General features: G+C 45.2%; 13 protein-coding genes. 3 read left to right on the top strand and 10 right to left on the bottom strand.

Annotation, left to right across the window (positions count from 1 at the left end; all coding sequences use genetic code 11):
• Positions 1-56 precede the first annotated feature (56 nt).
• On the bottom strand, positions 57-2,507 hold the full coding sequence (ppsA, locus tag Q0590_RS10685; RefSeq protein WP_302037524.1) for a phosphoenolpyruvate synthase: 2,451 nt from the start codon (positions 2,505-2,507) through the stop codon (positions 57-59).
• A gap of 33 nt (positions 2,508-2,540) precedes the next feature.
• Positions 2,541-3,014: a DUF2267 domain-containing protein gene (locus Q0590_RS10690; RefSeq protein ID WP_302037525.1), complete on the bottom strand. Its 474-nt coding sequence runs from the start codon at positions 3,012-3,014 to the stop codon at positions 2,541-2,543.
• A gap of 195 nt (positions 3,015-3,209) precedes the next feature.
• Between Q0590_RS10690 and Q0590_RS10695 the strand changes: the two genes are divergently transcribed.
• Positions 3,210-4,793 carry a bifunctional aminoglycoside phosphotransferase/ATP-binding protein gene (locus Q0590_RS10695; RefSeq protein WP_302037526.1) on the top strand — a complete coding sequence of 528 codons (1,584 nt, stop codon included), beginning with the start codon at positions 3,210-3,212 and terminating at the stop codon, positions 4,791-4,793.
• A 49-nt stretch (positions 4,794-4,842) separates the two neighbouring features.
• On the opposite strand, the gene Q0590_RS10700 is transcribed toward Q0590_RS10695, so the two are convergent.
• The 8 genes from Q0590_RS10700 to Q0590_RS10735 all read right to left on the bottom strand — a co-directional run bounded on the left by Q0590_RS10700 (position 4,843) and on the right by Q0590_RS10735 (position 15,779).
• Positions 4,843-5,841 (bottom strand): thiopeptide-type bacteriocin biosynthesis protein, encoded by a 999-nt coding sequence (locus Q0590_RS10700; RefSeq protein ID WP_302037527.1) that lies wholly within the window; start codon positions 5,839-5,841, stop codon positions 4,843-4,845.
• 16 nt (positions 5,842-5,857) lie between these two features.
• Positions 5,858-8,794, bottom strand: a complete 2,937-nt coding sequence (locus Q0590_RS10705) for a lantibiotic dehydratase (RefSeq protein ID WP_302037528.1) — start codon at positions 8,792-8,794, stop codon at positions 5,858-5,860.
• A gap of 52 nt (positions 8,795-8,846) precedes the next feature.
• Entirely contained in the window at positions 8,847-10,184 is a 1,338-nt protein-coding gene (locus Q0590_RS10710; RefSeq protein ID WP_302037529.1) for an HlyD family secretion protein, read from the bottom strand.
• A 233-nt stretch (positions 10,185-10,417) separates the two neighbouring features.
• Complete coding sequence (locus Q0590_RS10715) at positions 10,418-12,454, bottom strand: lanthionine synthetase LanC family protein (RefSeq protein ID WP_302037530.1); 2,037 nt, start codon at positions 12,452-12,454, stop codon at positions 10,418-10,420.
• A 55-nt stretch (positions 12,455-12,509) separates the two neighbouring features.
• Entirely contained in the window at positions 12,510-14,702 is a 2,193-nt protein-coding gene (locus tag Q0590_RS10720) for a peptidase domain-containing ABC transporter (protein ID WP_302037531.1), read from the bottom strand.
• 70 nt (positions 14,703-14,772) lie between these two features.
• Positions 14,773-15,039, bottom strand: a complete 267-nt coding sequence (locus Q0590_RS10725; protein ID WP_302037532.1) for a pinensin family lanthipeptide — start codon at positions 15,037-15,039, stop codon at positions 14,773-14,775.
• Between the two features lie 142 nt (positions 15,040-15,181).
• Positions 15,182-15,418, bottom strand: a complete 237-nt coding sequence (locus Q0590_RS10730) for a pinensin family lanthipeptide (protein WP_302037533.1) — start codon at positions 15,416-15,418, stop codon at positions 15,182-15,184.
• Between the two features lie 115 nt (positions 15,419-15,533).
• Entirely contained in the window at positions 15,534-15,779 is a 246-nt protein-coding gene (locus Q0590_RS10735; RefSeq protein ID WP_302037534.1) for a pinensin family lanthipeptide, read from the bottom strand.
• Between the two features lie 549 nt (positions 15,780-16,328).
• Here Q0590_RS10735 and Q0590_RS10740 point away from each other — a divergent pair.
• A complete protein-coding gene (locus tag Q0590_RS10740; RefSeq protein WP_302037535.1) occupies positions 16,329-17,306 on the top strand; it encodes a hypothetical protein in 978 nt (325 codons plus the stop codon).
• 173 nt (positions 17,307-17,479) lie between these two features.
• Complete coding sequence (locus Q0590_RS10745) at positions 17,480-20,329, top strand: CHAT domain-containing protein (protein ID WP_302037536.1); 2,850 nt, start codon at positions 17,480-17,482, stop codon at positions 20,327-20,329.
• Positions 20,330-20,338 lie beyond the last annotated feature (9 nt).

A 20,338-nucleotide genomic window follows, 5' to 3' on the forward strand; every position in this document is an offset into this window, starting at 1 on the left:
CCTGCAAAAAAGGCTTACATGTTGTAAGCCTTTTTTGTATGCCTTATCTTTTCCATTTATATACCAGAGTTCAGTGCTGCATCTTCTTCGTACATTTGCCAGCTATCGTCTGCTACCATTTTCTGGCTGAGTTTTTCTTCTGCCGCCACCATGTTTTCAATGCCTCTGAATAAAGCATCCGGGTTATAGGAAATACTGTCTATCCCTTGCTCTATCAGGAAGGAAGCAAAAGCCGGAAAATCACTGGGCGCCTGGCCGCAAAGCCCGATTTTTGTCCCAGTCTCTTTAGCTGCCCGGATCACCCGGCGGATCATTTCTTTGCTTGCCTGGTCATTCTCATTAAAGAGCTCGCTGACAATAGAAGAATCGCGGTCGATGCCCAGGGTAAGCTGGGTAAGGTCGTTGGAACCAATAGAAAAGCCATCAAATACGTCGGCGAACTGTTTTGCCAGGATGACGTTGCTGGGTATTTCAGCCATTACATATACTTCTAATCCATTTTCTCCCCGTTTCAAGCCATACTCTTCCATAATCCGGAGCACTTTCCGGCCTTCTTCTACCGTGCGGCAGAAAGGAATCATCAGTCTTACGTTGGTAAATCCCATGTCGTCGCGTACCAGTTTCATAGCTTTGCATTCCAGGCCAAATCCTTCTTTGTAGCGTGGATTGTAATACCTGGAGGCACCCCGGAAGCCTAGCATCGGATTTTCTTCCAGGGGCTCAAACTCCCTGCCTCCAATCAGGTTGGCATACTCGTTGGTTTTAAAATCACTCATGCGAACAATTACTTCTTTGGGATAAAAAGCGGCAGCAATGGTGCCAACTGCCTGCGCCAGATTTTCTACAAAGTAATCTTCTTTATTGGCATGATGGTGGGTGATTTTTTCAATTTCTTCCCGGACAGCGGCATCTTTCAATTCAGCAAATTTCACCAGTGCCATAGGATGGATACGGATGCTATTGTTAATAATAAATTCCAGGCGCATGAGCCCAACGCCATTGTTAGGATAAAAGCTTAAACCAAAGGCCTTATCCGGATCTCCCAGAATAAACATGGCTTTGGTCTGTGGCATTTTCAGGTGAGAAAAATCTATTTCCTTTTCTTCCCATACCAGTTTTCCGGCATATACAAAGCCATTCTGCCCGTCGGCACAGGAAACGGTAATAACATCGCCATCTTTTATTACACTAGTGGCATTACCTGTGCCAACCACGGCAACGGCTCCCATTTCCCTGGCCACGATAGCTGCATGGCTGGTCCGGCCGCCTTTGTTGGTCACGATGGCAGAAACTTTCTTTAAAATGGGGTCCCAGTCCGGATTGGTGATGTCAGTTACCAGAATTTCGCCTTTTTGTAACAGATGGGCATCTTTTGGAGAGGAGAGCAACCTGGCTACTCCACTGGTAATTTTGTTGCCAATGCCTTTGCCGGAAGCAAGTATTTGCCCGTTTTGCTTCAGGGTAAATTCAGTGGTTTTCAGGTTTTTGGCTTGCTGGCTGTATACCGTTTCGGGGCGGGCTTGCACAATGCTTATTTCTCCGGTAAGCCCATCTTTTGCCCATTCAATATCCATTGGCCGGCCGTAGTGCTGTTCAATTAACAGCGTCCAGGTGGCCAGGCGGCTTATTTCTTCATCCGATAACACAAATTGTTCCCGCAGGTTTTCTGGCGTGTCAATGTTCACTACTGGTACAGCCACATCGGCATTTGAGTAAACCATGGTCTGGGCTTTGGTTCCCATCTTTTTGTTGATGATGGCATTTTTGCCCTGTTTTAAGGTAGGTTTAAATACATAAAACTCATCAGGATTTACGGCTCCCTGCACCACATTTTCGCCAAGTCCCCAGCTGCCCGTAATTAGCACTACGTCTTTAAAACCAGTTTCCGGGTCAAGGGTAAAACATACGCCTGCACTGCCAATATCAGACCGCACCATTTTTTGTACACCTACAGACAAATATACTTTCATGTGCTCGAAGCCGTGGTCGTAGCGGTATTTAATGGCCCGGTTTGTAAACAAAGAGGCATAACAACGTAGGCAAGCTTGCAGCAATTCTTCTTCACCGGAAATATTTAAATACGACTCGTGCTGTCCGGCAAAACTGGCACTGGGCAAATCTTCCGCTGTGGCACTGCTGCGGACTGCCACCTGTATGGGTGCATTATACTGGCTGCATAACGCCTGATAGGCTTCCCGGATAGCCTTGGCTAAAGATGGCGGCAAGGTCGCCTGCAAAATAAGCCTGCGGATTTGTTCACCAACCTCCGGCAAATTCGTAAAGGCCGTGGTATCGAGTGTAGACAGTATGGCAGCAATACGGTCTGTTAGGGCATTTTCTTTCAGAAAAGCCTGATATGCTTCGGCTGTTGTGGCAAAACCATTGGGAATATCAATATGCTGCGCTGAAAAGGTGCGGTACATTTCGCCTAGCGAAGCATTTTTACCACCTACCTGGGCTACATGGTGGATGGTAAGTTCTGAGAAAGGCAGGATGAGGGGTTTCATAGATATATAGTTACTTGGGTTGAAAACAAGCGCTTAATTGCGGCTTGTGTAAATGGTTGTAAAAGGATTTACCTGACTGGCAGGTTTAGAAAAAGCAGCTAAGAATGGGATACTGGCCTTCCATACGTACCTTTTTTTAACAGGTAGCTGTTGCTCTACATAACCGAATACCTCCCGGATATAGCGTTCTGTTACAGCCTCTGTCGGGAAATCATAAAAAGCAATTTTCCCGGCAGATTCCCTTACTCTCCGGATGAATTGTAGCATCGACAGGGCATCAGTATGGGAAGCCAGTGTTTGCCAGCTCTGGACATAGATGGCTTTTAAGGGATCGGGCAGTAACCGTAATATGCGTATGGCATCATCCGACGGCAGACAATCGCGCAAGGTATGCAGAATGGCACGAAAAATACGTTCAGATTTTTCAGGATCTTCCGGGCATTGTAACGCAGTTGCCATGGCTTGTACGTCTGATAGCCGGTGTAAAGCAAAGGAAGGCTGGTTCATTATTTGTTGGGTTTAGTGTTCGTGAGCGGCTCCTGACAAAGGCCAGTAACCCACTTCCAAGTACTTCATAAATAGGCATATAACCCATGCGTTGGATCATGCAGGAATATGATGTTTGTCATGCTAAATTGGCGGGAGATGCTTATTTTGTAAATACCTTTACTGCTTGCTATGCATACTGTAAATACTTGTTCTATGGAATCCGCCGCTTCTCTTATTACTTTCCTGCAACAGCCTGCTTCCTATGCACACTGCCCGGCAAGCATAGAAATTAAGCAAACGCATGGCTCTATCCTGGCCATTGCCCCACCGTACGTGTATAAAATTAAGAAACAAGTGAATCTGGGTTTTATGGACTTTACTTCATTAGCGGCCCGCAAAACTAATTGCGAACGGGAATTATACCTCAATAGCCGCCTCAGCCCCGACCTATATCTGGCTGTATTGCCCATTTGCCGCAATGATGGAAAACTTGCTTTTGGCCAGGATGGAGAAATTATAGAGTATGCCCTACAAATGCGCATGTTGCCCGAGGGGTATTTTCTGCATCAGCTGTTAGCCAAAGATCAGGTAAGCATTCAAACACTGGAGCCGGTGCTTCTGCTGCTTAAAGATTTTTATCAACAACAATCGCCTGATTCTTCCATTGCCAGGTATGGGGAAATACAACAAATCCAACGTAGTACCGATGAAAACTTTACTACCCTGCAGCACTTTGCCGGGGATAGGCTAAAGGGAGTAGCGCTAGCTGTACTCGAACAATATACGCATCTATTCTATGGCCTTCACCGGGATTTATTCAACAAACGGGTGCATGAAAACAAGATTAAAGATTGTCATGGCGACCTTCACCTGGAACATATCCATATTTACCAGAATATCATTCACATCTATGACTGTATCGAATTTAATGACCGGTTCCGCTACATAGACATCGCCGCAGATATCGCCTTTCTGGCTATGGACCTGGACTTTCACCAGCGGCCCAGCCTAGCGGCTTATGTGAGTAGCCGGATGGCCGCATTACTCCAAGACCAGGATATGCTGAAATTAATGGATTTTTATAAAGGCTACCGGGCTTGTGTGCGGGCAAAAGTAGAAGCCATTAAATCAGCCGAGCCGGAAGTAGCTGAAAAAGAAAAACAACAAAGCCGGGAAAAGGCTGCCAGGTATCTACAACTAGCAGTCGGCTATGCTGTCGTTGGCTCTAAACCGGTAGTACTGATTGTATGTGGAAGAATTGGCAGCGGCAAAAGTACACTAGCCCAGGCAATGGCAGACCTCCTGGGTTTTTCCTACGTGAGCAGCGATGTGGTCAGAAAGGAGAAAGCCGGCATCCCATTATTTGAGCGAACCCCGGCGGAAACCAAACAACATATGTATAGCTCTGCTACCACCGATGCAGTGTATAAGGCATTGCTGGATACGGCTCTATCTCAGGCCGCCATGGGATTAAGTGTGGTGGTAGATGCTACTTTTGGGCAGCCAACATACAGGCAGCAGTTTACAAATGCCCTGAAGCAAAAAGGTATTTCCTACTATTTTATAGAAGCACAAGCCGCAGATGCGGTTATTCAACAGAGACTCGCCGACCGGGAAAAAAGAAAGAATGTGGTTTCGGATGCCCGCCTGGAAGATTTCTCAACATTAGCCCGTACCTATCAGCCACTTGTGGAAATTCCAGCGGAACATCTGCTTCAGGTCAGCACAGAAGTTGATGTAGATACTGCCCTCTTAAAGGTTTGTATGGAGATCGTACATAAATCCATAGCTGGGTAGCATATACCTGGAGAATAATGGGGTATCACTTGTTTGCCGGGACTCTAATTTACCTGGCTATGTCCTCTACTCCTTTGCTTAATACGTATCCTACAAACCCTTCATCGTGGTTAAGAATACCCAGGCGGTTGTTGGTCATGTGTACATAGCTGTCGTAGATGGCCCACCGTTGCTGTTGCGCTGCAGAAAACAGTTGCTGGGCAAGAATGGGATATGTAGGTGGCGTTCGTAAATTTCCTTGCGCTTGTACTTGCCGGAGTTCCTGATCAATAGCCTGCATGTGTTGCAACCACTTGGTAAACCAGGCTTGTTCAAATTCTTCCCGGTTTTTCAGCGCAGCCCAGGTAGTCTGGAAAAGAGGTAACAGTACTGGTTTTTGCCTCTGGTACGTATGGTAAAAGGCTTGCAGGACCTCTGTCTGCCTGGTCTGTAGTTCTTGCGGTGAAGCAGGCTTTGGGTAAGAAACATAGGCCTTGGGTAGCCAGTTTTCAAAAACACTTGAAAAAAAGAAGCTTGCTTCTGACAGGTCCATTCCGGTAGCAGCAGCAAAACCCAGGTGCAGTTGAATAGCTACACCTAAAGCCCGGCTATAGTCCCAATTGCCCCTTGCCTGCAACATGCTTAGCACAGTCTCAGAAGATGCCTGAAACTGTTTCTCGGCAAGGAGTAAACCCTGTTCTCCGCCATACCGCTCGGTTTCCGGCTCGTATGTTACAAATTGTATGGAGTTATTTGGCCACCATTGCTGTGCGTCAGGCAGGCTGCTTACCCAGGCTGGCTCAGGCCGAGAAGAAGGATAGGTTTGAAAATAACTGGTGAAGTGCTTTACCAACGCAGGTTTCACATGGGTTTCCAGATCAGTGGCTTGTCCCTTTAACCGCAGGCGGATGTGTGGGCCCTTTTCCCAGTACCGGATAAAAAAGAACTGGCAGGCCAGGTGTTGTTCCCGCATGTTTTCTATAAAGGGAATCACCGCATTGCATAAGAACGTTTCCCAGGGTTCGGCATAGCACAGATAGGCTGCCAGCCAGGATGTTTGAGGGAACATACGCATTAAAGTTTAGTCAGTAGTCATACCATTGCACCACACATTCAGTAACAAAAGGCTGGTTAGTAATCTGGGTTACCTGGTGACTGGCGGGTAGCATTTCTTCTATCTTGAGGGATTCTGGTACCTTGCCCAGCAACTTTTCAAACAGGTGGACTAAAAGCGGATCAGTGAAATTTATATACTGAGGTTTGTAATCGTCCCGGCCCAACTTTTTGCCCGGCTCCGGTTCCTTTTCAGAAGTATTCCGGGTAGAAGAAATTTTAACATACACTTCATCTGGTATTTCCTGGGCTCTTCGCCATGTTTGTATGGCGGCATAATATTGCCAGTCAGACATCCCAGGCTGCCGGAAGGGGAGCCATTCTTTGGATACAATCCATGCTTTTCGCTGCAAAATAATGCTTTCTGCATACACGATCCTGGGCAGCACCTGTATCTTCTTCTCCCCGGCATGGGTCTCCGTTACCTGCGTTTTTTCAGTTACCTTGTTTATGGCTGCAAGCAATGGATATACAGAGAGATACTGCGCTTTGGTAAATTTATCTAATAGCTGGAAAAGTGGAGAGCGGCCACCTTGTCCCTGAAAGCCCAAATCAAATACATACGCCCGTTTGCCGGTTGGCCGGTGTAGAAGCTTTAATTCGTTGGCCTCTTCATCCAGACATACATCAAATTCGGTAACTGGCAACTGTTTTTCTATAGGCAGGGACGTATGGCCTCCGGGTGTCCGGATCTCGTAGGGCATCAGCGGGGGATGCAGGTTAGCATTGAAATAGGAAGCATCGCCATTCTCAATGAACAGTTCATCCTTTCCTTGTAATTGCCTGTTCCACTCCCGTGTTGCAGCGGTAACTTCTTGCGGAAATACATGCAGAAAGCGGCTTATCATCTTGCCATAGCCTGAGAAACAAGCATTTAATACTCCTTTCAGTTGCCACTCTCCCGCTTCGTCTTTTTCCTGGTACCATTGAACAAATGCTCCGTAGGAATTGCTTTCTTTCTTTGTATTCCTTTGGAATAACGGCTGCTCATTTAGTTGCTGAAGTAGGCCTAACGAAACCTCTAGCTGATCTTTTTGGGTCATGGCCTGATTGCGGAAAGCTGCACCCATATGTTGCATCCATTGTTTCAGTTGCGCTTGTCTGGGTATATCTTCTTTGTCCGTTGAAGCCGTAGGCGGATTAGCTTTTTCTGGAATGGATGATTCTTCTGCCAGGTGGGTATTTTTTTGAGTTTCCTTGCGTTTTTGTAACTGATTTTGTGCTTCTGGCCGCTTAATGTCTCTGTAAAAATCTTCGTAGAAAGTAAGCAGGCTAATTCGGTTTCCAGCACCATACTTCTGTAGAAAATACTGCTTCATCTGCTCCCGTTCGTCAGTCATGCCCTGGAAAAGGCGGAGTTGCTGTAATAAGTCAGCTAATGCGCTTATAAATTTTTTCACTGTGCCAGCCTTATATTCTATAGTCAGTTCTCTGGTAGCATCTTCATAAAAAAGTTGCTCTGCTTTAAAGTGAAAAAAGGTGGATGATTTGTGTTCAAAAGCTATTTCCTCTGAGGACGTTTGAGCTACAGGTTCTCTTTCGGCAACCAGTAGGGACGGTTGTTTTTCCAGAGCAGGCAGTTTATTTAGTTTCTCCGCTTCCTGCCGCTTCAGGTATAATGCCTGTTGCAACTCTTCCAGCGTTTTACGTTCCATTTCGGGCAATCCGGCGGCTTCATGCAATTTCATACATATACCTCTAAACTGCTTAAAAGCCTCACTCAGCAGGTGTTGCCGTTTATCCGCCGCCGCAAATGCATACTCACCGGCAAGCCTGCGGACCTCCTGTAAGGCATACAATAATTCATCTATATAAGCTACTTTCTGTTGTTGCAGATAAGATAATTCAGCTATCAGTTTCGTATCCCAGTCAGGATCAGTGCCGGATACACCTAAGTCAAATTCTACAAATCCATAGCCTATTAGCTGCCGGATATATTGCTCAATGGCCTTCTCTGAGGCATCCACATAGTCACATACTTGCTCTACCAGGGCTGAAAACCGGATTCCGGCCGGCTGTTGCTGCATCAGTTCCAATACTAGTCCCAATACGGCATTATTTGGTATCCGCTGAAAAGCTTCTACATTCTGGTGATTGGTGAGATACACCAACTGACCGGCTTCCCTGGCAATAGTAGGATTAGGACGCAGCCTCAGGTGAACGTATATTTCCCGGCTAGCAGCAAACAGGTCTTTCAAATACCGGAACAGTTGATTATTTACCCGGATATGCCCCACTACCTGACCTGATCTGCCCTCGGAATACCCTACCTGTATAGCCCGGCTTGCAGACTGGCTGAGTGTACTGACGGCCAAACTAGTAAACGTGCTAAAAGGAGAAGTTTTGGTGTACATCCGGGTCAGGTACTTCAACAGACTTTGTTCGGTTTGAAATTCTTTTTTCTTAAACTCCCCGGGATTTTTCTGTACATACTGCGTTAAGGCTTGTAATAATGGCTGGCTGGAAAGCACTAAGCCTTTCTGCAAATTTTCGTCAGTAGCTAGTTGCTGCAAATGCAGCCGGATGGTTGTACATACCTGCTGGTAAACAGATCCGGCGTTTTCTTCTGCTTGTTGAATACCGGCTACCAAAGCTAGATAACTGTCGAGAGTAGCAGCCAGGGAAGCAGGTAAATGCTGCCTTGCTTGCCAGATGGCGGCTGGTTTCAGGGGTCTGTTGTTAAAAATATCCCGCCGTACATTTTGTATATGGTTCTGTGCTTTGGAGTCTGCCAGCGTTTTGTTATAGGTAAGCAAAGTATCGCAGAGTGCCTGTTTGGCCAATTCTTTTTGTTCCTGCAAAGCCTGTAGTTTTTCCAGGCAACCCAGTAATTGACTTGTATTTACCTGGGTTAAGTTCTTTAGGGACCCTCCGCCAATACGGGTTAGTATATATGGAAAAACCTGCATATAAAAAAGATGGTTAAATGATCTGTTGAGCTCGCCATTTCTGCTGCCTTTGTCAGGTACTGGCATGATCTAGCAAGGCCCGGAACTGGTTGAATATGCGTTCGATTAAGCGTAAATCCCTGGTGATAATTTCTGCGCTTCCCTGCATCTGCTGACGGAACGGAAGGTTTTTGCGGTAATTGGTCCTTAAGCCCTCTGGCAAAGCAATCCGGATGGTGTAGCGGTTATCTTGCGGAACCGGAGAAATAGCCTCTACCCTGCCATGTACCCTGCCGAACTCATGCGAAGGATAATTATCAAATTCGATAGTTACCCGTTGCCCCACTTCTACTTTTCCTGAGCCACTAATAGGCAGGTGTACCTGGGCATACAATTCATTGACAGGCGGCACAATGGTCAACACTTCTTCGCCAGCTTTCACAAACTGGTTGTCGCTCCAGTAGCTGGTAAATGCAACTTCGCCTTCCAAAGGTGCCTTCAACACAAATTTTTGTTCCCAAGCTTCCAGTTGACTTTGCAGCTGCTTTAGGGCTGATTCTACATTATTCCGCAATTTTTCTTCGCCGGAGATCTGGCTGGCATGGTATTCTGTAACCTGGGAATGTAACTGGGAGATCAGGATCTGGTTGTTAATAATTCCGGATTGTGCCGATTCGAAAGCCCGCTTTGCCTGTAGAAACGTATTTTTTGTCCGGTCGAAATCAGCTTCGGCGAGTACCTTTTCCTTCAATAACTGGGCATCAATTGTATACCGTTTTTGTGCCAGTTGCAACTCTTCCGCTAGTAATTGCTGCTGAAGTTCCAGTTGCCTGTTGAGCTGCTCATGCTGTGCTATCCGCTGCCGGGTAAACTGAATCTGCTTCCGGTACAATGATAAGGCCTGATTACGTGTATACTCCTGCAAACTGGTGAGCAACGACAGATAAAACCCCTGTAACTCGCCCAGATTCACATTTTCCCGGAGCGCAAGCTCGGTTATGGGTTGCAGATCAGCTTGGGAGAGACAAGGCAGCATTACTTTTATCTGTTCGGCCACATACCAGACGTCCGTCGTAGCAGCCGGATTTTCAATCACTGCCAGATATTCTCCCTTGCCGGTAAACTGGCCATTTTTAACATACAACTGAATGCGTCCTTCCGAACGGGCGACCATGTTCACCGGAGGAATTTTAGTAGTAATTAGTACGCTGGAAGTGAGTACATCCGGGTATTTAACCAGCCAGCTGCCAATCAGGAGCAGGCAGATAATGCCCAGTATCAGGCTAATGCCCCACCGGACCATCCAGTGTGGGACTTGCCCCAGCAATTCCTGTACTTCTTCTGTGCGAAGTTCTATGTGCTTGTCCGGTGGCTCAGCTACTTTGGGCAAGGAATATTCTATCACAGGCATGGGATGGAATGTTTACGAATTGAAAATATCTTTACTGATAGAGAAATACTATTTACATGTGGTGGAAAAGGTGACTAACTCTATCTACACTTCTCCGGAAACTTTGACCCGGTAGCCACTCAGTTCTGATACTCATTCGTGAGTGCTTCAATCAGGGATACTTATTGGCTGATGGTTTGTAAAAGTCTTGTACAACAACTGTGGTTTTTTCGTGTTCACACTCCAATTTGCCATTAGGTGATTGCCAGTGCTGACCTGGAAATTACAGGGAGCGGATGCCGGTCTGGCTCAAGCAAAATTCCGGAACGGATTGCATGGCGGATCTGCGATAGAATCAGTTGCCATACTTCCGGTATCTGCTTATCCGCTAAGCCATCCAGGTGCATCAAAACAAGCTCAATTCCCTGAGATACTTTTATTTCCTCTATAAAGGCAGCCAATACGGTATAAGTAAAATCAGACAAGGCTTGCTCTCTGGTAAAATCCAGAGAAGGCATCAGCAACAGATACTGTGTAGTTGCTTCATAAGCGTCATCCTTGAGCCAGGTAGCGGGGTGTTGCCAACTACCTGGTAACTTTACTGACGTTAGCTGCATATCCGGGTCCAGCATCAGTCTGGTATTCGCCAATGCTGCATCTGGTAAAGCTTCTAGAAGGATAGCTCTTTGAGCTTTTAGCTGGCTTTTGTAATACCACAGCACATCACTGGAAATGTTAGTATTCCTCTCTAGTTTCTTTTCTTCCAACTGCCATACTTCACGCAAAATATTCTGCTCAACTGGAAGCAACTGGGTTATTTGGGTGTTTATCCATTCCGTGAAATGTAACACAACCGGCGTTGAAGAAATAGCTGACTGTTGCTTGAAGTACACTTCTTTCTCCGCTGGGCAAAAATTTGTTAGCAGAAATAAGGTCCGCGGGAAATGTTTGTTAAGTATTCTTTCCTGGATATCGCCTACCGACATAGAAAGTGTAGCATAGCCTGATTTATGGGTGTATGTATGCACAGGAAGTGATGGCAGCAAAATGGAAGGGACGTTTTGTGGTTCCAGCAGCCGTAAAAAGAAATAGCCTATTCCTGCATTACCCAAAAACAAACTGGTATCTTCCCCGGCATATCTGGTTCCTGAACAATACATGCCTTTGTCTTTCTTCCATTGCAATATCTGCTCTGCTATTTTCAAGGCCATCTCCAGATATGCAGGCTCATACGTTACTTCATAGGCCTTCAGAAAAAGTTCTGCATTTCCGGCACTGCCATGACAAAGCGTAGGAGAACACAGCTGATGTGCCTGTATATCTGTTAGCCTGGTATGTTCCAGAGCAAGTCTGGCCTCTTCCAGATACAAGTATTTCCCCAATACCTCATAGGCCCGTAACCGGACAAGCCCTATGCCGGCCGCCCCATGGCACCAGGCGTTCATACTGGCTCCTTGTGTGAAATAGCTTCTCTCTCCTTTTTCATAGGCTTTGCGCATGGCTGGCTCTTCCTGGGCAAAAGATAAAATCTTCCGCAGATCACACCAGTTATGCAGTTGTGTGTGATAATACTGCGACTCATAGGCAAAAGCCTGTTCGGCCAGCCAGTAAAATGCAGGATTTGTAAAATAATTTCCCAGCTCCAACCATACGAACCCTACTCCAGAAGCGCCATGTGAGAGGCCACATAAGCCATGAATATTAACTGGAGAACGGTCCCAATACAGGCCTTGCTTACCCAGGTAGCAATGGTCCAGTAAAAGTCCGGCATATTGGTTAATGTGTTCCAGCAACCACTTCTCTCCTGAAGCAGCATGCAGATGTACGAGGCAAAGCAATGTGCCGGCTGTGCCATTAATGTACTCTTTCAAAGCCGGCGGTGGATCTTGTAGCCACTTCCTGGTAAGTTCTAAGGCCTTTTGTAGATATAGCTTTTGGCCAGTTAGCTCATACACCTGAAGGTAGGTAAAGGGAACGGACATACGCCCGGTAAGAAACGCATTAGTTCCCCCTGCACTGGCCGTACTATACCTTTCTGCCCATTGCATACCTTCTAGTACAGCCTGCAGGTATCTTTCTTCAGCGGTTTGTTTATACAGCTGAATGAAGAACAGCACCAAGCCGCAAACTCCCTGATAAATGTTTTCCGATTTATTCCAGTTCATCTCTTCTCCTTGCACCTCCACACTTCGCCAGAGGATCCCTGGTGGCTCTATCTCTGCTTTGGAGAGCAAATCGTCACCAATCCGGATGGCTTCTTTCAATAGCAACTGTCGCAAGGATGAGTTCATGAGTTAATAAATATGGGTAATAGATAATAAGTATTGATAAAGTTGTACCTAGCCTTTAGGTGCCTAACTCGAGTTGGTTTTTTACCAGTTGAAAGTAAGCCCCCCGTTGCGAGGCCAGTTCTGAATGGGTGCCCTGTTCAATAATCTGTCCTTTATCCAACACAATAATCTGGTCGGCATGTACGACGGTACTCAGGCGGTGAGCCACCACTACCACGGTTTTTCCTTCCAGAAATCCTTTCAGGTTTTCCATAATCCGGCGTTCATTGTTGGCATCCAGGGCATTGGTAGCTTCATCGAAAAACAGGTAATCCGGATTTTTGTAAACGGCCCTGGCAATGAGGATGCGCTGCCTTTGTCCCTGGCTCAGTGCTAGTCCTTCCTGCCCAATCTTAGTAGTATAATTCAAGGCCAGAGATTCAATATACTCCTGCATATTAGCTACTTTCACTGCATATACTAGCCGTTCCCGGTCTATGTATTCATCGCCAACAGCTATATTGCGGGCAATGGTATCGGAGAAAATATAGCCATCCTGCATAACCGCTCCGCAGCGTTCCCGCCAGTGGCGGTTGCTGAAATGAGAGAAGCCCATTCCTCCCAGGCGGATCTCCCCTTGAGTAGGCTCGTAAAATTTCAACAAAAGCTTCAGGAGGGTAGTTTTTCCGCTTCCACTGGCTCCAACAATAGCGGTAACTTTGCCTTGTGGAATCGTTAATGAAATGGCATGCAGTACACTGCCCGTATGGGCGCCTTCATATCGGAAACTCACATTTTTTAAGGCCAGTGACCCATCTTCCGGAAATAGAATTACTTTTTGTTCGTTACTGGCTTCTTCATTCTTTTTCTGATGTATTTCGCCCAGGCGTTCCAGGCTGATGCGGGCATCCTGAAAGTTGCGGATAAATCCGATCATTTCGTTGATGGGTGCATTTAACTGGCCAATAATTGATTGTACGGCCAGCATCATGCCCAGAGTAATTTCTCCTTCCATAACGCCTTTGGCCGCCATGTAGGTAATAAAAATATTTTTGGCTTCATTAATAAAAACCGAGCCGCTTTGCTGATACTGGTTAAGGGTCAGCGTACGGATATTCACCTTGAACAATTTAGCCTGTATCCGTTCCCATTCCCAGCGTTTCTGCCGTTCGCAATTTTGAAGCTTTATTTCCTGCATGCCGGTAATCAGTTGAATCAGATTGCTCTGGTTGGCTGCCATCTGGTCGAAAATCTTAAAGTCCAGTGCCCGGCGCCTTTTCATAAACAGCAGAATCCAGGCCGCATACAGGAGACTTCCCAACAGGAATACACCAAAGATAGACAGATCATAATACACCAGTACTAATCCGAAAATGAGCAAGTTTACCAGAGAGAACACTACAGTCAGCGTGGAGGAAGTAAGGAAGGTTTCGATGCGTCTGTGGTCGCCAATCCGCTGCAGCAGGTCGCCGGTCATTTTGGTATCGAAAAAGCCCAGCGGCAACTTCATCAGCTTGATTAAAAAATCAGATAAGATGGAAATATTAATCCGCGTGCCTATATGCAGCAGAATCCAGCTCCGGATCATTTCCACGGCTGTACGGCTAAAAAAAAGTAGTAACTGGCCTGCCAGAATCAGGTTTACAAAAGAGATATTCTGCTGATGGATGCCAACATCTACGATGGACTGGGTTAGCAGTGGAAAAAGCAGTTGCAGGAAACTACCAGCCAGCATGCCCATAAAAAGCTGAACCATAAACCGACGGTAAGGCTTCAAATAGCCTACTATAAAGGTAAAGCTTTGGGGCCGGCTAGCCTCTTCATCGTCTGTGGAATAAAAAGCAGGCGTTGTTTCCAGCAGCAGAACAATGCCTGCTTGTGTATCTTTAGACTGCCCATGCAACCATCCTTCCAGAAATTCCTGGCGGCTATAGCGGATCAGTCCGTGGCCCGGATCGGCTACCTGTACTTCGTTGTTAGCAAACCCATATACTACGACAAAATGCCGCTGGCGCCAGTGAGCAATAAAAGGAAGGGGTGCTTCCTGTTTCAGCTTCTCAAAGGGTATTTTGGCCATTAGTGTCCGGAAGCCGATTGCTTCGGCAGCGTCACTAAGCCCCAGTAGCGATACACCTTCTCTGGTAATATAGCTTTTTTGCCGCAGTGTTTGCAGCGAGTAAGTTTTGCCATAATAGTTGGCCACCATCCGCAAACAGGTGGGCCCGCAATCCATAGCATCCAGCTGCTGGTAAAATGGGAAGCGTTTCATTAGCTAAGTAACTCTTGGTGGTTTTACAGGGTGCAAGAAAAAATAGTGCCGCTGGAAGCAGATTAACAGTTTACTGGATAGTTAACCCGTCAAAGTCAAAAGGGCAACTGATAGCCGACGGACAGGCATCCAGGAATGATCCGCAATTATTCAATGTCCGGATGGGACATAAGGCAAGTGTCTGGATGGGATAACAGGCAATCAGGGCTGAACGGCACCCATCAATATAGGAAGCCGGAAGTAATCCTCCATGAATGGTTGTATCTCCTTTTTCCTCGAAAGAGGTGACAAAACTCTGTATATTGAGTTCAGCAAGTTTTAATTTTTTGTGTTTCATGGCTGTATATGGGCAACAAAGATATAAAATACAGATAGAGGAAGCTGGCATTACCTGAACATGCAGGCAACACCAGCTGGTTACCAGTCTGGAAAATAGGGAGGGGTTTGTGAGACTGGGATTACTACTTACCGCTAGGAGATCAGTATACGATAGGTGGCTGATAAATAGTATCTAGGGCTCCGCAATGATGGGTACATACGCATTGCGTTTTTGCAAAAATATCCGGATTGACCAGTATAGGGTTTATGTCTGGGGTTGGTCCCCCATAAAGATATAACCCACCATTTATTTCGGCTGTCTGATTCTGCTCTCTGGCAAAGTCAGTAACAAAGCTCTGTACGTTGAGCTCCTCTAATGTTAATTTTTGATTTTTCATGGCTGTTAGCTATTTTGTATGTTCGTTCCCCTTAAAGAATTAAGGAAAATTAGCCAGGTGTACTACCCTCCAACTTGGTAGGCGAACAGTAATACACCTTGCCTGTTAGTGCTCCTTAATAATGAACTCCAAAGTCCTGCACACTGGTAAAATCGAAGTTATCGGTTGGACAACCGGCCCAGGACTGTGTTTTGATAATAACGTCAGGGATTTCGTAATAGCAGACGACTGTATTTTTAAGACAATACACCGCATTCGTTGCTCCCCCGTGTACTTCCTGGGTTTGATCTTGTGTTTTCGCAAAGTCAGTGACAAAACTTTGAACTTTCAGCTCATCGAGTTTTAATTTTTGATTTTTCATGATTCGTTTGTTTAAAAGAAAAGTTGAACATACCATAAATTCCATTTCGTGCACGGTATATAGTTGAATTACAGGTATCTAAGAAATGGCAGGTTTCACCTATTTGTTAAGGTGATTGGTGTTAAGGAATTTGCCTAGCCATAGTAAAAGGGAATAGAAACAGGTTATTGTTTACCCTTTTTCAGGAGTAGATTCCAAAAAAAGGGAAAAGTCAACCAGGGAAAATCCTAAAATTTTTAAAATAAAATAATCTCTCATACCTGTTGACCTTTGGAAACTTCACCTATGTATGCAGATAAAAAGCCTGGGCAAAAGGAAAATCTGCTATAGTAAACGTATGTAACGGATGGTAAGAAAGCTAATTTGTAAATTTTCTAGTAATTACAAGAAATTCAGTATTGATTTACGTGTATAAACCGCTTACCTTTATACAGTTAACGTAGGTTACATGCGAACTGTACCGGATACTTTTCGCAGACACCACCAGATTGTTTTTGCGCATTCTTTCTGTTAGTATATATCAGTAACAAACCACCTAAATACCTTTTTATGAATACTACAGTTGCTACTCCTACTACTACTCATGACCATCATACGCCAGGCAAAGACCCCATTATTGAGGAAGGTCCCTTATGTGTGGGATATAAAATTGAGTACACCAGTGAATTCCGCAATGTCAGTGGAGAATCCGTTTTTTATGCAAATGGCAAAGAGCCGTATTTAATTAGCCCAGTAATCAGGCCCAGGCTACGTATTCCGCATATTAAAGTAAGAGGTTGTTTTTCAGCCTATCCGTTGGGGTTAGATATTAATCAGCACACGGGTGAAATAAATATTAATGCCAGTAATAGTGGTGTGCGGTATACAGTCGAATTTGCCCCCCATGGCAAAAATTGTGTTGCCCGCACACATCTGGTTATTGGGGGTATTGCGTATGAAGGAGGTATTTTTTCCCTTTCCAATCCGCAGGAATATATTTGCCGTCCCTTGTTTTATGGAGACAGAACCAATAGTGAGGAAGTGCCTTCCAGGAAAATCCCTTCCGGCCGATTCGGCTTTATTCCTGATAATCAAAAACCCACTGGCGACTTAACCGGGCTCCTTATTGACCCACAAACTGGAGAGATTAATATAGGCGAAACGGTAAAAAACGGTGGTTTGGGCTTCCGGCGCGGAAACGGCCTACCTGAGAATGGCTCCTGCAAAGAATTCAGTGTATATTACCAACTAGACCTGGGTGACTCCAATAAGAATACGCTGCAAAAAACATCTGTCCATGTTCATTTTTTCGACACTACAGATCAGATTCCGGAAGATTTACTGAAACGGCTGAAATTTCAGCAATTTTTTATTCGCCGGAATACAGCTGCTTTACCCCTGCTTTTGGGAATGTCCCTGTCTAGCTGGGCTGATTCTCCCTGGACAGCTCTTGGTGCCCTGGTTTTAACTTTATCTACCATGCTGTGGGCTAATGTGAGTGGAAAGACGACGTCCAGCCGTCCACCAGAGATTATTATTACCACCTAAACTAGTTGTAGCCGGAGATAAGCTCAAGTTTATCTCCGGCTAATGCTACCTGTTTTCATCTCATCATGGTTCATTATTGCAGCAAACATAATCCTCCTTCGCAGGGATTCTTCCCTCATTGAATATTTACTATTCAGATTTACGCTCTCCAAACCAGCTAAACGTTCCATCATATGGTACAGGTAAAAAAAATAGGTTTAGTCCTCATTACATTATGTCTGGTATCTTCACAAGCTTTTTCTCAAGCGAAAGGCAGTTCTTCCGCTCAAGCGGATAAATTATATATAGAAGGCGAACAATTATATGATAATTATCAGGATAGTTTAGCTCTAGTTAAATTTTCTGAAGCCAGAAAAGTGTACCTGGAAAACCAACTGATTTCTCCAAAGTTAGCGGATGCCTGTTATCTCATGGGCGTCATTTACCAGACAACTCAACAATTTACAGAGGCTATCAGTGCCTATAAAGAATCTATTGAGTACAATCAGCAACTAAACCCAGGCACCGATTCACTTTTTTTTGAGACATATGTGCTAATTGGAACCTGCTTTAACATACTAAATCACTATGATTCTGCGTATGGATATTACAAAAAAGCAGAAACCCTTCTAGTCCGCTACCCTCAACTACCCCGCGACCATAAAATGCGTTTCTACAGTGATATGGGAAGTTTATACCATCTAGTTGGAAATTATGTTCAGTCTATTAATTACTTTGAGAAAGCACTCTCCATCTTAAATCAACCTTTACAAGCTTCCGATCAACCAGATCCCGATAGTACCGTACGGTATGTGAGGTATACCAATAATATTGCTAGTTCATTAAATAAATTAGGCAGGCATCCGGAAGCCATCCATACATTAAAAAATCTGATCAAGTATAATATTCAGGTAAATGACCTTTTTCAGCATATAGCTTCTTTATATCTATACCTGGAAAAACCAGATAGCGCTAAACTATATCTGGATAAAATTAATCTGGCTGCTGTATCTCCCAGTGCTACCATCAATTATCATAATAGCATGGGTACCGTATTTACACTAACTCAACATGCTAAAGAAGCAATAACTGCTTTTGAAAAAGCCAGGCAGCTTAGTTTAGCTAACTTTGGCAAAAAAATTGACAGGCTGGCACTTGCCTATATGGGTAAAGCAAAAGCGTATGAATTGCAGAAAAAATACCCTGAAGCTCTAGCCCAGTATCAGCTAGCCATTCAATCGCTGCATTTTGATTTTAACTCTGCAGATATTTATCAGAATCCAACAGATGTAAGCCATGCCGCTTCTCCCCTGCTATTGTTTAAAACTCTTCAGCAGAAGGCCCATGCATTCCGGCAATATTTTACAGAAACTAAGAAAATAACTAACCTGGATGCTTCCCTGCAAACCTATCAATTAGCCTTTGAGCTGGCTAACCGCATCCGCAAAAGTTATGACTCGGATGAAGCCAAGCTGTTTTTTACTAATACGGTAGCACCTGTGTATGAAGAGGCCGTCAGCACAGCCTATCAGCTTTATACGCAAACCGGAAAAAAATCCTACCTGGAGTCGGCTTTCGCCTTGGCTGAACAAAGCAAAGCTGCTGTACTGGCCGAGAGTTTACGCGAACTGGAGATTAAACAAGTGCCAGGTATACCGGAAGCATTGCTCCGCAAAGAAAAAGAACTGAAGCTCAATATTAGTGCATTAAACATCCGGATGGTAGAAACAACCGACAGTGCAAGTAAAGAACAGTACCGTAACCGTTTGCGGGACAATGAGATTGAACTGGCCAAAACCCTTAAAGAATTTGAGAGCAACAAACAATACTATCAACTGAAATACGACACCAGCTCGGTACATATAAGCCAGCTGCAAACTATGCTGGACAGTGAAACAGCCTTAGTTGAGTACTTTGTGGGCAAACAACACGTATACGTTTTTGTAGTTACCCAGGAAAATTTTCATGTAAAACAAATTCCTTTAGCCACCACTTTTAAGCAAGACTGGCAGGCACTGTACCAGAATTTGTATGAGGCAAAGGCAGGTTCCCGCTATAAAGGCGATGCCCCGGCCCACCGTTTATTTACCCAGGTATTTCTGCCCATCAAAGAATTAGTAGCCGGAAACGAACGGCTAATTCTTATACCCGACAAAGAACTTTCCTACCTACCTTTTGAAGCATTAGCCATGGATGAAAAAGCTAGCCAGTATCTCATTCATGACTATTCTATCAGCTATGCGTATTCCGGTAAACTGTTACAGAATGCTTCTCAACAAGCTTCTCCTCCGGCAGAGCTTTCTATTTTGTCTATGGCACCTTTTGTAATGGAAAATACGTATGGGCAAAGTTTGCTGCGGGGCGATGTGTTAGATCCGCTGTATGCCTCGCGTAAGGAAGTACAGCAAGTGGGTGGGCAGGTGTATCTGGAAAAAGCGGCTACCAAAGAAGAATTTCTGCGGCAAGCAGCCAAGTATGATATTATTCACCTGGCAACCCATGCCAAAGCCGACAACCAGGACCCCCTCCATTCATTTATTGCCTTTTATCCGCATACCGATTCTTTGTCCAGCTACCGGCTGTATGCACAGGAATTATACAACCTGCATCTGAATAAGCTTAAACTCATTGTACTTAGTGCCTGCGAAACAAACTCTGGAAAGTTGATCCAGGGCGAAGGTGTCATGAGCCTGGCTAGGGCATTTGCCTACGCCGGTTGCCCCAGCATCGTTACTACGTTATGGAAAGCTGAAGACAAAACCACCGCCGATATTAGTGTACGAATGCACCAGTACTTGAAAGAAGGTAAACCTAAAGATGAAGCCTTATGCCTGGCCAAACTGGATTATATCAACGGGCAGACACATGCCAGCAGGCGTTCACCAGTATACTGGGCTAATTTTATATTCATTGGCGATCACACAGCACTATACAAAGATACCTCTTATCCCTGGTGGCTGCTCAGCAGCCTGATAGCTGGTATGCTGGCCGTGGCCCTATGGGTCTACGTCAAATACCGCACTCCCCGAAAAGCTTTACAATGAAGAATGGTG

Origin of the sequence: Rhodocytophaga aerolata, from assembly GCF_030503435.1 — a bacterium.
Lineage (GTDB): Bacteria > Bacteroidota > Bacteroidia > Cytophagales > 172606-1 > Rhodocytophaga > Rhodocytophaga aerolata.